This window comes from Brevibacillus laterosporus DSM 25 (assembly GCF_002706795.1).
GTDB lineage: Bacteria > Bacillota > Bacilli > Brevibacillales > Brevibacillaceae > Brevibacillus_B > Brevibacillus_B laterosporus.
Window position 1 is genome coordinate 4,658,012 of the sequence record NZ_CP017705.1, and the last position, 14,310, is coordinate 4,672,321.

The 14,310-nt window shown below is 37.2% G+C and carries 9 protein-coding genes and 3 pseudogenes; 8 read left to right on the plus strand and 4 right to left on the minus strand.

Annotated features, from left to right (window positions below; genetic code table 11):
* Nucleotides 1-125 precede the first annotated feature (125 nt).
* Nucleotides 126-2,042 carry a PTS 2-O-a-mannosyl-D-glycerate transporter subunit IIABC gene (gene mngA, locus BrL25_RS22135; protein WP_018674226.1) on the plus strand — a complete coding sequence of 639 codons (1,917 nt, stop codon included), beginning with the start codon at nucleotides 126-128 and terminating at the stop codon, nucleotides 2,040-2,042.
* Between the two features lie 39 nt (nucleotides 2,043-2,081).
* Nucleotides 2,082-4,685, plus strand: coding sequence for a mannosylglycerate hydrolase (gene mngB, locus BrL25_RS22140; RefSeq protein WP_018674227.1), 2,604 nt, complete (start codon nucleotides 2,082-2,084; stop codon nucleotides 4,683-4,685).
* Nucleotides 4,686-5,050: 365 nt separating this feature from the next.
* Here the strand turns inward: mngB and BrL25_RS25935 are convergent.
* Nucleotides 5,051-5,140 (minus strand): annotated as a pseudogene (locus tag BrL25_RS25935) (helix-turn-helix domain-containing protein); the annotation flags it as partial.
* Between the two features lie 138 nt (nucleotides 5,141-5,278).
* Between BrL25_RS25935 and BrL25_RS22150 the strand changes: the two are divergent.
* Nucleotides 5,279-5,830 carry a LysR substrate-binding domain-containing protein gene (locus BrL25_RS22150; RefSeq protein WP_206765334.1) on the plus strand — a complete coding sequence of 184 codons (552 nt, stop codon included), beginning with the start codon at nucleotides 5,279-5,281 and terminating at the stop codon, nucleotides 5,828-5,830.
* A 239-nt stretch (nucleotides 5,831-6,069) separates the two neighbouring features.
* Nucleotides 6,070-7,272 (plus strand): macrolide family glycosyltransferase, encoded by a 1,203-nt coding sequence (locus BrL25_RS22155; protein ID WP_018674229.1) that lies wholly within the window; start codon nucleotides 6,070-6,072, stop codon nucleotides 7,270-7,272.
* Between the two features lie 290 nt (nucleotides 7,273-7,562).
* On the opposite strand, the pseudogene BrL25_RS22160 reads toward BrL25_RS22155, so the two are convergent.
* Nucleotides 7,563-7,998, minus strand: a pseudogene (locus BrL25_RS22160) (MBL fold metallo-hydrolase).
* Nucleotides 7,999-8,108: 110 nt separating this feature from the next.
* On the opposite strand from BrL25_RS22160, the gene BrL25_RS25940 reads away from it, so the two are divergent.
* Nucleotides 8,109-8,531 (plus strand): HTH domain-containing protein, encoded by a 423-nt coding sequence (locus BrL25_RS25940; protein ID WP_197245323.1) that lies wholly within the window; start codon nucleotides 8,109-8,111, stop codon nucleotides 8,529-8,531.
* A gap of 17 nt (nucleotides 8,532-8,548) precedes the next feature.
* Nucleotides 8,549-9,439: pseudogene (locus BrL25_RS22165) on the plus strand (IS3 family transposase); the annotation flags it as partial.
* A gap of 249 nt (nucleotides 9,440-9,688) precedes the next feature.
* Here the strand turns inward: BrL25_RS22165 and BrL25_RS22170 are convergent.
* Together BrL25_RS22170 and BrL25_RS22175 are read right to left on the minus strand one after the other, a co-directional pair.
* Entirely contained in the window at nucleotides 9,689-11,113 is a 1,425-nt protein-coding gene (locus BrL25_RS22170; protein ID WP_099327287.1) for an IS4 family transposase, read from the minus strand.
* Between the two features lie 229 nt (nucleotides 11,114-11,342).
* On the minus strand, nucleotides 11,343-11,693 hold the full coding sequence (locus tag BrL25_RS22175) for a DUF1878 family protein (protein ID WP_018674419.1): 351 nt from the start codon (nucleotides 11,691-11,693) through the stop codon (nucleotides 11,343-11,345).
* Between the two features lie 376 nt (nucleotides 11,694-12,069).
* Here BrL25_RS22175 and BrL25_RS22180 point away from each other — a divergent pair, with 376 nt between their 5' ends.
* Together BrL25_RS22180 and BrL25_RS22190 are read left to right on the plus strand one after the other, a co-directional pair.
* Nucleotides 12,070-12,252 carry a hypothetical protein gene (locus BrL25_RS22180; RefSeq protein WP_018674418.1) on the plus strand — a complete coding sequence of 61 codons (183 nt, stop codon included), beginning with the start codon at nucleotides 12,070-12,072 and terminating at the stop codon, nucleotides 12,250-12,252.
* Between the two features lie 1,116 nt (nucleotides 12,253-13,368).
* Nucleotides 13,369-14,286, plus strand: coding sequence for a stalk domain-containing protein (locus BrL25_RS22190; RefSeq protein ID WP_018674416.1), 918 nt, complete (start codon nucleotides 13,369-13,371; stop codon nucleotides 14,284-14,286).
* Nucleotides 14,287-14,310 lie beyond the last annotated feature (24 nt).

Here is a 14,310-nt window from a genome sequence, read left to right on the forward strand (position 1 = left end):
AAATACACACGAAAGAGAATTAGAAATAGATTTCTGTGTAAATTAAAGAAGAATCCAGCTTCTTTTTTTTTATTTGCTAAGATGTAACCATATTGATCTACACATTTATGAAAGGGGTTACAGCTATGTTGTTAAGGAATTTGACTTCCCCATCCTTAATTAGTACCAAGCAATCTTTCTCCTCTAAAGAGGAAGTAATAAGGTACCTAATAAAGAAATTAGCAGCTGAAGGGAAAATACACTCTGAAGAAGAGTTTTATAAAGCTGTAATGGATAGAGAAGCATTATCCCCTACTGGATTCGAGGGTGGTCTTGCAATACCTCATGGTAAATCACAGGCGGTAAAAGAAGCAGCCTTCGCTGTTGCAACACTTGAAAAGCCTATTGGTTCATGGGAAAGCGTCGATCCAAATAATAAAGTTGAATTAGTTTTTTTGTTAGCGATTCCAAAAGTGGAGGAAGGTTCATTACATCTTTCCTTATTATCAGAGCTTGTGACAAAATTATCAAACGAGGAATATAAAAACAACTTACTACAGGCAAAGACAAATACAGACCTATACGAATGTTTGGATAAATCCCAACAAGAAGCACCAAATACAAGCGATGTGAAAAAGCTTGATAAAACAATAGTAGCGATTACTGCTTGTCCTGCAGGTATTGCACATACTTATATGGCAGCTGAGGCCTTAATAAAGGCAGGAAAAGAACTTGGTATCGACGTGTTTGTCGAAAAGCAAGGCGCAAACGGTATTGAAGACCGACACACAGAAGCACTTCTAAAAAAAGCAGACGCGATTGTGTACGCAGTCGATGTAGCTGTAAAAGACGCAGATCGATTTGACCACCTCCCAAAGGTAAAAACAACAGTGGCAGCACCACTAAGAGATGCTCAAAACATTTTAAAACAAGCGTTACAAATAGCTGAGAATTCACCGAAATCAGAGTTTGTCAATTCTAATAATTCTACTGACGAAACAGAAGGTAAATCTATTAGAACAGAAATCAAAGACTCTTTATTAACAGGTATTTCATATATCATTCCAGTTATTGTTGCAGGTGGTATGACGTTAGCCGCGGCCGTCTTTATTTCACAAGCATTTGGTCTGCAAGAATTGTACGCAGAAGAAGGTACATGGTTGTGGCTATTACGACAACTTGGCGGATCGCTTCTAGGTCAGTTAATGATTCCTATTCTATCAGCATACATGGCATATTCAATTGCTGATAAACCTGCATTGGCTCCTGGTTTCGCGGCAGGAATAGCAGCAAACTTGATTGGCAGTGGATTCTTAGGCGGGATGCTTGGTGGTCTATTAGCAGGTTATTTTTTGAAATCCTTAAAAAGGATAGTAAAACCAAAAGGTACATTCGCTGGATTTGTTAGCTTCTGGTTTTATCCTGTAATTGGAACACTTGTTGTTGGTTCAATCATGTTATTTGTGATTGGTAAGCCATTAGCATTCTTAAATGAGGGGTTAATTCAGTGGCTTAACGGAATGAGTGGAGTAAATGCAATCATTCTGGGTGTAATACTGGGTGCAATGGTTTCATTTGACCTAGGTGGTCCAGTGAACAAAGCAGCATATACGTTCTGTATCGGTGCAATGGCAAGTGGGAACTTTGTTCCTTACGCAACATTTGCATCTGTAAAAATGGTATCTGCATTCTCGGTAACAGGTGCAACAATCGTCGGTAAAAAGTATTTTACAAAACAAGAACAAGAAATAGGGAAACAAACCTGGTTACTTGGATTAGCGGGAATAACTGAAGGTGCAATCCCGTTCATGATAAACGATCCACTTCGTGTTATCCCATCATTAATCGTGGGATCTGCGATAACTGGTGGAATTGTAGCTTACTTTGATATTGGTTTAAATGTCCCTGGTGCTGGTATTTTCTCACTTGCATTATTACAAGGACAACCATTATTACTAGCAGCAAGTATTTGGTTTGGTGCAGCATTAATAGGTGCCGTAATATCAATGATGTTATTGATAGTGACTCGTAAAAATAAAATAGATAAAGAGAGAATGAAATAAAAAATGCAACAAGACTTAGTATAGAATGGAGAGAATAAAATGAAAAACGTTCATATAGTTCCCCATATGCATTGGGACAGAGAATGGTATTTTTCTACAGAAGAATCTAGAATTTTATTAGTTAATAACATGGAAGAAATCATGGAGATGTTAGAAAACAATCCAGATTATCCATACTATGTACTAGATGGACAAACTTCAATTTTAGAAGATTACTTCTCTGTAAAGCCAGAAAATAAAGAGCGCTTAAAAAAACTTGTTCAAGAAGGACGATTAATTATCGGACCTTGGTATACACAGACTGATGAAATGGTGGTAGGTGGAGAATCAATTGTACGTAACCTTTTATACGGCATAAAAGATAGTGAAGAATATGGGGGATACATGAGAATTGGATATCTCCCGGATTCATTTGGACAATCAGCCCAGATGCCGATGATTTTGAACGGTTTTGATATTAAGTATTCAATATTTTGGCGGGGTACTTCTGAACGTCATGGGACCGATAAAACGGAGTTTTATTGGAAAACGGATGATGGTTCAAAGGTTCTTGTACAATTATTTCCATTAGGATATGCAATTGGGAAATATTTGCCAGAAGATGAGAAAGAACTTCAAAAACGAATCGATAAATACTTCACTGTGCTTGATAATGGGGCGACAACAGACCATATCATTTTACCGAACGGACATGACCAAATGCCGATTCAAAAGAACATTTTTACGGTTATGCAAAAACTACGCAAGCTCTATCCAGAACGTGAATTTTTCTTAAGCAAATATGAAAATGTCTTTATTGAACTTGAAAAACATAAGGATCTTCCTACATTGCAGGGTGAGTTTTTAGATGGCAAATATATGCGTGTTCATCGCAGTATTTTTTCTACTCGCATGGATATTAAAGCGGCTAATGCCAGAATAGAGAACAAGATCACAAATATATTAGAACCGCTTGCTTCCATTGCATATAGGTTAGGCTTTGAATACCATCATGGTTTAATTGAACTTATTTGGAAAGAAATTATGAAGAACCACGCGCATGACAGTATTGGTTGTTGTTGTTCCGATAAAGTACATCGTGAAATATGCAACCGATTCTTCCTAGCGGAGGAAAAAGTCGATCAGTTAATCCATTTTTATAAACGTAAAATAGTCGATTCAATAGATACAGATAAACAGGATGATCGACTAACCGCATTTAATTTACTTCCATATGAGCGGACAGAGGTTGTTACATCAAGTGTTATGACAAAACTAAAATCTTTCAAGCTTGTTGATAAAGATCTAAATGAACTTGATTTTGAGATAATTGGAAGTGAAATCACTGATCCTGGTTTAATCGACCGCCAAATAGTTCATTATGGAAATTATGATCCATTCATAAAGTATACAATTCAATTTAAAGATACACTTCCAGCAATGGGCTATAAAACATATTTTGTCCTACAGTGCGATGAGAAAGCTACAAATTCATATGTGTCAACGAATAAGGTTGAAACAGATTTTTACGAAATTATTGTAAATCCAAATGGAACATTAAATATTTTTGATAAAAAATTAAATCAAAGATTTGAAAATGTTCTTCTGCTAGAAAATGGGGGAGATGACGGGGATGAATACGACTACTCACCATTACCAAACGAAGAGCTAATATACAGTGATAATGCTAAAGATGTAAAAACAGAAATTTGCCAAAATCAATATGGTGGAACAATTGATATTAAATATACTTTTGAAGTACCATCTAATATAGAAAAACGTAAAGCCCAAATAGTGGATGGAGCAGTTGAAGTCCATATCGTCGTTACTGTTCCAAATCATAAGCCGGTGATTGAAGTAAAATTAGAAGTGAACAACTATGCGAAGGATCATCGTCTAAGAGCACTGATTCCAACAAACATTTCATCTTCGTTTTCGATTTCTGATAATCAATTCGGTTCCATTAGACGTGATGTCGTTGATTCTGCTATATATGTGTGGGAGAAAGAGGGGTGGGATGAGCGCCCTGATTCCATCTATCCTATGTTAAACTTTGTAGGCTTGTCAAACGACAACTATGGCGTAAGTATTTTAACAAATAGCACGAGAGAGTATGAAATTGTTGGTGAGGGATTTGACACAATTGCGATCACCTTATTCCGAAGTATAGGTTTCCTTGGAAAAGAGGAGATGCTACGCAGACCAGGTCGGCCATCTGGGATTAAATTACCAACACCAGATTCCCAAATGCTCGGAAAACTAACATTAGATTTTGCGATCACAACACATAATCAACAATCAAACGTCGCACGTATCGCAAAAGAGTACCTTACTCCAGTAAAAACTTATAATAAAATACCACATGATGCTATGAAACTTAACAGAGCAGCTGTAAAAACACCTATAGACTTTAGCTTTTTTAAAGAGGTTCAGTCAAACATTGTAATGAGTACGTTGAAAAAGGCTGAGAAAGAAAGTAAATTTGTACTACGTTTCTATAATCCATCAGATGTAGAAGAAACCGTAGTATTCAAGTTCAACCGTGAGATTGGTAATGCATATTCAGCTAATCTAAATGAAAAGGCTATAGAAAATCTTTCAGTAAACAACAATCAAGTTCAACTAGGTGTAAAAACAAATCAAGTAAAGTCAATTTTGTTTTAAGCCGTTTTAAAAAGACACTTCTTAGAGTGCCTTCAGCGTGTAGACCTCGGTGATGAAGGCATTGGTCTTGTAAATGCGGACGAGAGAGGAACTTACTTCAGAAATATTGGAATATACCGGAACGGAAGTCGAGACGTCAGTCGTACTGTGCGACGTCAGGGTTTTGGCGGGGACCTCGAACAATTCCATAAGCAAAATTCAATTAAACATTAACAGGTTGCTGCCAAGGTAGCCTGTTTTTGTGCTCATAGTAGATGATCAATAAATATCTTAGCCTACATTTTCTACACTGGTTTGAGTTTTTTGATGAGGCCGGGCAGAAAGTAAACAATACCATTTGGTAAATTACCACTGGACAATGAAGGCTTAATCCATTTATAAATGGTGACTTCTGAAATACCAGATTCGCTAGATAATTCCTTTACAGAGTAACCAGAGTGATAAAGATCTACCACTGTTCTTTTAAAATCTACATTTTATCTCTTATTAGTTTTTTTGTGTTCCATCCGGACTCATCTCCTCTTGTTTTCATTGTAAGGACTTAACTAAGAGGTGTCCATGAAACTATACTAACTCCAAGATTAGGACCGATTTTGAAAGAGTATTTGACTAGATATCCAGATGTTAAAATCATTCTGAGTAATGGAACCTGTGGGCAAAACCAAAAAGACCTTATGAGTGGACATGTCGATGTTGCTTTTATGGTTTGGACAAGGTTAGAGTTAGATCATTGCGTTTACCATCAATTCCACAAGGAAGAGATTGTTTTAATTACTGCTCCGAACAAAAGTCAATACTTTGATGATTATAAAAATAATGGGACTACCGACTACTTTATTACCAATGAAGAGGGATGCAGCTATCGTTCCATGTTTGAGAGATATTTAGCTAATCATAAACTGCCTCAATTTCAAATAATGGAACTGTGGAGTTTGGAGGCAATCAAACAAGCTGTAATGAGCGGTTTAGGATTTGCGGCAGTACCCTATATCACGGTAAAACATGAAGTTGAGAAGGGGTTATTAAAAATTATGGAACACAATGAAGAATTTGAGCCCTTTTACTCATATGTACTTGTTAAGTCAAAGAAGTGGCAATCCCCTGCAGTTAAAAAGTTTATTGAGTTAACATTAGAATCTATATAGCCATCGACTTTTCTTCTTATTATTTTTTCAATAAACGCACGGTACCTCATAACAAAGACTGCTAGCTGCGTTAAACTAACGGGCAGAATAGCGGAAAAATATGGTGATTAAAGTTTTGAGATTTTCCAGTATTGTACTATGATAAACTTGATTCCATTATTTGATTCGAGCGATGGTATGAGACAGTGCCCCTTACTCTTACACAGTTTAGAGAACAGTATACCTAAGGAGTGGTAGAAATGGCGCGTGTTTTATTTATTAATGGTGGATCAGAGGGACATATCAATCCAACTATTGGAGTTGTGCAAGAGCTTATTTCGCGTGGAGAAGAGGTAGTGTACTTTTCTATAGAAGCTTTTCGGGAGCGTATTGAGAAGACGGGAGCTTCAGTACGAACATTTGACGATCAAAAATTTATAAAAGCCTTTATCTCAGGTGGAAGAGATTATTTACTCGAAAGAATCAACGGTCTTTTACTTACGGCAGATATAGTCATACCAAGCGTTCTTGAACAGATCAAAGGAGAGCATTTTGATTACATCATCCATGATTCCATGTTTGGTTGTGGACGTTTACTTGCTCAAATTCTTAAGCTTCCTGCAATCAACTCTTGTACTTCTTTTGCGCAGACAAAAGTATCATTCGATAAAATGTTGGAACAAATTTCTATAAAAGTCCCTACAGAAATAGTTAAACCTATAAACGATAAATTTCAAAGCCTGACGGTAATGGTGAAGGAAAAATATGATGTGGAGATCCATTCTCCTTACGAAGTGTTTTGTAATCCTGCACCACTTACAATCGTTTATACAACTAGGGAGTTTCAACCTTATGGAGAAGCATTCGACCAAACTTATAAATTTGTAGGTCCATCCATCTCTTCACGATTAACTCAAGAAAACTTCGACTTTACTGCAATAAAGGGGAAAAACCCAATTTACATTTCACTGGGTACAGTCTTAAACCAAGCAATTGATTTCTATAAGCTTTGTTTTGAGGCATTTGTGAACACTGATCATACTATTGTCATGTCTGTTGGGAATAAAACCCAAATTTCTGATTTAGGGGAAATTCCTAAAAACTTCATCGTAAAAAATTATGTTCCACAAACTGATGTACTGCAATACACTAAATTATTTATTACACATGGTGGAATGAACAGTACCAATGAAGGTCTTTATTACGGGGTTCCGCTAATTGTAATCCCACAAAGCGCGGATCAGCCGATAATTGCTCAACAAGTCGCCAATATCGGAGCAGGTATTAAATTACAAATGCAAAGCTTGACTGCAAATCAACTACGTGAAGCGGTAGATCATGTGTTAAGCCTCTCATCTTTCAAGAAAGCTGTTGCAAACATTAGGGAATCCTTTCGAAAATCAGGTGGGTATCATCAAGCTGCTGATGAGATTTTCGAATTTAAAAGTCAATATCATATCTAAATATAAAAATTTTTTAGCTACTATATTGTTGACTTTTTCCCAGTGGTTACTGCAACTTTTTTTGTAATTAAGTAATGGAACAGGATCTATTATAAAAGAAAGATTGTATACTTAAATACTTAAAGTAACACGGGATCAAGAGTGCAACCAAGAAGCTGCTGCAGAGATATTCGGCAGCTTTGCTGTGCTAAATGGCAGGCAACAAGTCAATAGATAAATGATTGAACTATCGATCCCCGTTAGCGTAACAACATCGTTTCACCAAAAGATAATCCGATGAAACTTTAACTTTATAATCCTTGGCTAAGTCCTAATATCTGATCATTACCATTTACATTACTTAATCCCCCGTGATAACAAACCACGGATGCAATGTCGAGGTCTACATACTTTTTTAAAGAGAGACGAGCTGCATTCATATCCGGTGTGGTCGGGACATGAATTCCCCCGAGAATCCCGTTTACACTGTACATCGAATCCCCGGCAATGAGAGTCTTACTTTGCCTTAAATAAAGGCTGATATGCCCGGGAGTATGCCCAGGAGTATGGATGACGCGAATCCCGCCGCAAAACGGCAGTTCCTGACCGTCACTCAAGGTATGATCCACATCCTGATGCGTCAAAATCACAACTTTTAGGTTTGTCGAACGACACTTCTACCTTTTCCATGGCCACGCGTAAATCGTCAATTTGCCCTGGGAATCCTGTGTCTATTAAAACAGCCATTTCTCGATCCCACAAAATGAAAAAACTCGAGTTCTTAAGCGTGAACTGTGACCTTCTTACGGGTCTTTTGTGTTTTAATCAACTTATTAAAATAAAGCGAGGAAAGAATTATGGGAAAAACAGTTTTCACGGAACAAGAAATGAAATATCTTGAAGCTAACCCTTATGTTCAGCATGTAACGTACAAAAGTATTACTTATGCACCAGCATTTAAGGTAGCAGCTGTCAAAGCGTATCAAGAGGGGCAAACACCTATGGAAATTTTTTGTGGTGCTGGTTTTGACATAGACGTTATTGGTCATGACAAACCAAAAACATGCTTAAAACGTTGGCGTAATGTGTATCAAATTCATGGAGAGATCGGCCTTTTAGATGAACAACGTGGAAAGAAAAGTACGGGTAGACCCTCGACAACGGAGTTGTCCGTAGAGGAAAAGCTTAAACGAGCTGAGGCACGTATCAAGTTTTTAGAGGCGGAGAACGACTTTTTAAAAAAGCTCGACGCGCTCGAAAAGCAGAAGTTGCAGAGGTAACGTTATCCCCCTCCGAGCGCTATCAAATCATTAATCGCACCATACGTCAGTACAATTTGCGTGATGTAACACGATATCTTTGTAAACTTGCATGTGTTAGTGCGAGTGGCTACTACCGTTGGCTTCGTGCGGAGAAAATTCGACAGCTACGAGAGGATGCGGATGAGCATGACATTAAACTTATCAAGAAGCACTTTGACGCTCTTCATGGTAAAGCAGGAGCATTAGTTATTAAGATGCGACTTGAGCGTAAAAGTGGAGTGATCATGAATCATAAAAAGATTCGTCGATTGATGCGAAAGTATAAACTTGTTGCTACCATTCGCCAAGCCAATCCCTATAGAAAATTAGCTAAGGCAACGCAAGAGCACCAAACATGTCCCAACCTGTTGCAGCGTCAGTTTGATCAGGGAGAACCTGAAAAAGTACTGCTCACCGATATTACGTATATGTATTACGGTAATGGTCAATGTGCCTACCTGTCGGTAGTCAAGGATGGGGCAACAAAACAGATTTTAGCTCACTATCTTTCTTCATCTTTAAAGCTTCCATTGGTGAGGATTACTTTGAAACGACTGTTCCAACGGCTAGATGGCAACATTCACCCCGAAGCCATTCTACACTCAGACCAAGGTTTGCATTATACCCACTTTAAAACCCGTCGCTTAATCAAGAAAGCAGGCTTTAGGCAGTCCATGTCCCGTAAGGGAAACTGTTGGGATAATGCTTCAATGGAAACTTTTTTTGGTCATATGAAAGACGATTTGGAATCTAAGACATGTCAAACAATACAAGAGTTGAGGGATCGAGTAGACAGTTACATTGATTATTACAATTCTGAACGTTACCAGTGGTCATTAAAAAAGATGACCCCTGATGAATTCAGAAGTCACCTTTTAGCTGCCTAGTTAGGTATTCTTTTAAAACTGTCTACAAATAGGGTCACAGTTCAGCGTACAGGAAATCGAGTTTTTTATTGTATCTGAGTCCTTAGCGTGGGTTTTTAAGTCATTTGGTTGGCGGTACCCCATCGCCATCAACTTAAGAATCCACTATGGTCCACTATAGATGGATAGTAGTTATTTTTTATCGGGCTAACCCATACATGATAAAAGTGTGCATGACAAATAGACCCTAGCGGGTCTAAATTTTTGATACTATGCAGCTCGATCTTGAGACATGGTATAATTGTATACGACACCCAGTATATCAAAGACTGTCTTTTTCTCGTATCGATGAGATTTCCGCCCGTTACGCTGTAGGAGGTTGAACAGGCGAAGGAGAATCTTTGACATTTCTGTGGTGTCTTTTTCTATGGACCTATGTAGAAGTGGAAAGTAATCTTGAATCATATGTATGGCCTTGTACTCACTCAGTTCCTTTTTTCGTTTTCTTAGTAGAAGGTCCCGCATTCGAAACATGGTGGAGGAACAAATAAGAATACTGATAAGTTGCCCGTACAGGTGACATTCTAAGCGTTCTTGTTTGATTTCTTTACAATGATCAATACCAAAGAAAGACTTCCATGTTTTAAAGAGAATTTCGACTTGCCAGCGTAATGAATACAAAGGATGAACATTTTCGGTAGGAACCTCTGTCGAGGGGGCATTCGTAATATAAATATTGATAGCACTTAATCGTTTACTTCTCTCCGAGTACACGATTCCTTTCTTTTTTTCTTTAATAGCTTGATCCCTCCGTCGCTTTTGAATCTGTTCTTCTGTCAGCCGATGAATAATAACCCGGGTTGGTAGCTTTTGATACTGACCTATGTAAACATTGGATATCTCATGCGTCTCGCCTGGTTGGATTTGATTCATAAGGTCTTCCATATTTAACTGGATATACTCAGATTGCTTCTTTATTTTTCCATCTTTGAAGTATTCCGGGTGAGGATTTTTTTGGTATACACGATTATTTAACTTTAAACGAGAAATATAATAAGCTCCTCTCATATCCATATGTTCGAAATCCTGTAAATCGAAGTAGCCTAAATCACGAATACATAAGTCATTTTTCTGAACAGTCTCTAGACAAATAGAACCGTAGGTTCGGTCGTTTTGTTTTCCTGGTCCCGCCTCAACGTGTAGGAACTGTCCACTAAGAAGGTCATATTCTAACTGAATTTTAACACCGGCTGTATGGCTACTTCCCCCAAATCCTTTATAAGCAGAAGCAAAGATATCCGGAAGCTGAAAAGTAGTGGAATCTAGTATGCGGATTCTATGAAACAAAGTTGCGTAACCATGAGGTAATGTATCGGCAGCGTATAGCTTTTGAATAAGAAGGTGTGAAAATAGTCGTTGAAGAAATTGTACGGCTTGCCTATTAAATCGCTTATTTAGTCCTTCCGGACTCATTAATATCCCAGTGTATGCCTCTAAACGACTACATAATTTCATTAAAGATGTGCTCGCAACCTTTTGACTTAACCATACACAAAGTGCAACTAACTCCTGAGACTGATACTTACTTTTCCGTTTGGTAAAACCAGCTTCTCTGGCAAGCTCTTCAAGAGCTTCAGGCACTAAGCAACGCTGGAGCTCTTGAGAAAAAAGCTGTAGCTCGTCTAAGATTTCCATAAAATACGCCATCCTCTCCTAGGAATCTACGGAAAGAATAGCGTATTTTTCGTTTTGGGGGTACTAAATTATTTTAAGTTGATGGCGATGTGGCGGTACCCCTATTAACCCATTTTTCCCCTAGCACTAAGGGAATAAGGAATAGCAACTGATGAATTTCTGGACTTTTTTCACAGTAAAAACGCCCGAATTTGTAAGTTCGGACGTTCGGTTTACTTTTTTCTATAATTTATAAATGTTTATTCAAATAAGGAAATATAGGTAATTTAGAAGCTCTTCTCAAAATTTGCATTACCTTTTCCTTACTCGTGGTTCGTCCTTCAATGTGAAGAAGTGGAATCATTTTGCTAAATAAGCCTTCTAAATCAGGGATAGAAGCACCAGCCTCTACAGCAGATTTTATATTACCATGATGCTCTCTTAGAACTTCTAAAATCTGTTTTGTCTGGTTCTCACTCAACCCTTCTGAAATAACATAATCCCACAAGGCAAACGTTTCTGGATCTACTGCAAACTCCCTCATCAAGTTTAGATAAAACTCTAACCTTTCTAACCTTTGTTCCAAAGTCTCTTTTGTCATTCGCCTTATCCCTCTTTAAGAGTTGGTTCGGGCTACAGAAAGTGGAGCACCTGAATCAAAAATTGCCCCAGCTATCTTATCACGAACATTATTTTCAAAGACTTCTTGCCATTCAAGTAGTTCTTTTAAGTTCTTTTTAATATAACTGATAGAATCCTCAAAGTAACCTGCTAACTTATCACGTTAATGTTAATGAATATGTGTCAAAAACAAGTCAATTACTAAAATTCACCGTCATTTACATTATTTATGTTAATATCAATGAGGGTGAATTAATTACATTATTTAGCAAAAAAATAAAATGAAAATTTTGAGGTGACTTTTGTATTTTAATTTACTCAAAAAATATTAAACTTTCAAGATGGAGGAATTTGTTATGAGTTTAAAAAAACAAGTAATAACTGTAGCCCTTACTGCACTACTGTCAACAGTAAGTATGTCTGATATTCAACCTGTTTTTTCAAAAGAAAAACACTTAGATTACGAAGCTAAAACTTTCTTTGATTTAGATGATAAAGGTGAAAAATTAGATACATATAATTTTATCAAGTTCAATTAGTCTAGAAAATATAAAAATCAAGAAAAATAAAGCTGTTTTAAAAGATAAGGGGCATTCCTTTGATCATATTTTTGGAGTGGGACATTACGAAAATAGAGGAACAAAAGAGTTTAAAGTGAAGACTACTTTAACATGGTTTAATCCTATGAAGGAGAAAAATAGAACAGAAACCTTTCAAAAAACAGTTAGTCTAGACTATAACTCAAAATAATTAAAGCATGATATTACTTTTGGCTTGAGTCAAGTTTATAGACGGAAGGGATACTAGTATGTTGCTAACTTTTATTATCCTCTACATCATTTTTTTGACGATTGGTATTTACAAAAATAAGGGCGGTAGATATGTAAAACAAACTGCTTTCTCTTCTTTGATACTATTTATACTAATATCTACTAGTTTATCAATGATTTCTGCAAATAGCGGAGGGGTCAGTCAGATAGGATTTTTAAATGTTGAAGACATCCCCAATCTTTTTATTTTTAGTATCATAGGAATATTAATTAGCTTATTGATTTATATTTACTCTGACTTTAAAAGATAGGTAATAAAACACGCAATTCATTAGGAAGGGGCGGGCTATATTGCTATACTTGGTTCAATTATTCTAAGGTAGTAACTCCTTTCGGCACAGCGATACTCACCAAGGACGTTGATATGTTCCCACCACAGTGGAGACATATGTTTTATTGTGACAAGAGATGTTTTGAAATTTATGATATCTCGGTCAAAGCTGAAACACGGCTAGGCTAGAGTGGCCGAATGTTTTGGCAATACCAGCCTTGCGAAGAAAAAGGCCGATTTGGAGGGTAGAGAACACCTTGGAAAAGCCAGTTAATGCCTGTAGCATAGGGGTACACACCTTTCTTTGTTTGCATGGTTGCTCGTCACTTCCATGATATCAAACAAGAAAGGTGTTTCTTTGTCAATCTACGGAATTTTCGCGTTAATCTCATAAATCTCAAGAGATTGCACCGAATTTTATGGTGCGAAAGTTGAGTTCATAATTAAAATTATAAATAATTTTTTCAGCTTGCAACATTTTTCACTGCTCATTTGTATTTAGGATAGAAGTTCAAATTATAAACAATTCATACAAAGAAAGGACTGTTTTAAAAATGAAAAAAATACTTGTCGGTTTATGTGCTGCAACAATGATGTCAGTTCCTGCTTTTGCCGCTGAGGCAACCAATGTGTTATCTCCGAAACACACTGCTGTTGTGACGCAGAAATCTCCTGTAGTGCAATATGCTCTTAAAATCAATAACAAGACGGTTGAGCTTGGAACGGAAAAAATTGTTGTAATGGAAGACCAAATTATGGTTCCGCTCAAAATTACGTCAGAAGCACTTGGATTCACCTTGAAGTTGGATGAACAGAAGCAAACCATCCACATGGATAATGGTAGAATGCAAACCGATTTAACAATGGGTGAAGCTACCTATTTTGCATACAGCAGCAAAGCGATAGGAATGACAGCACCTCTAAGCTTGGGTGTGGCTCCGGCAATCATTGAAGGATCAATCTATGTGCCTGTTGACCTCTACAAGGTATTATTGACCGATCCGAATTGTGTTAGTATAAAAGATCATGTTATCAACATATCAACCGACTCGATGAAACCGAAAAAACCAGCTTCTATCGGACTACCCAACCCTTTGGTAAACTACAGCACGTTGGATGAAGCACGAAAAGCGGTGGGATTTACGTTTGCGGTGCCTACAACCCTGCCGGATGGTTATCAAATGAAAGACATTACCGTGATAAGCAACAGCCTAGCAAAAATTTCCTACTCGAAAGGTGACAATCAAATTGCATACCGTACTACCAAGGGAAATGCTGATATCAGCGGTGATTATAATGTTTATGATAAAGTTATAACGATTACTGTTGGAAATACCCAAATTACTGTAAAAGGTAAAGGTGACAGTATCAATCTTGCTACATGGACAAAGGATGGAACCAGCTTCTCTCTATCCTTTGACGTACCTGTCAATGAGAAAACACTATCAACAATCATTGACGGGATCATTTAATAGGTTTATCTAATGAGAAAGGAG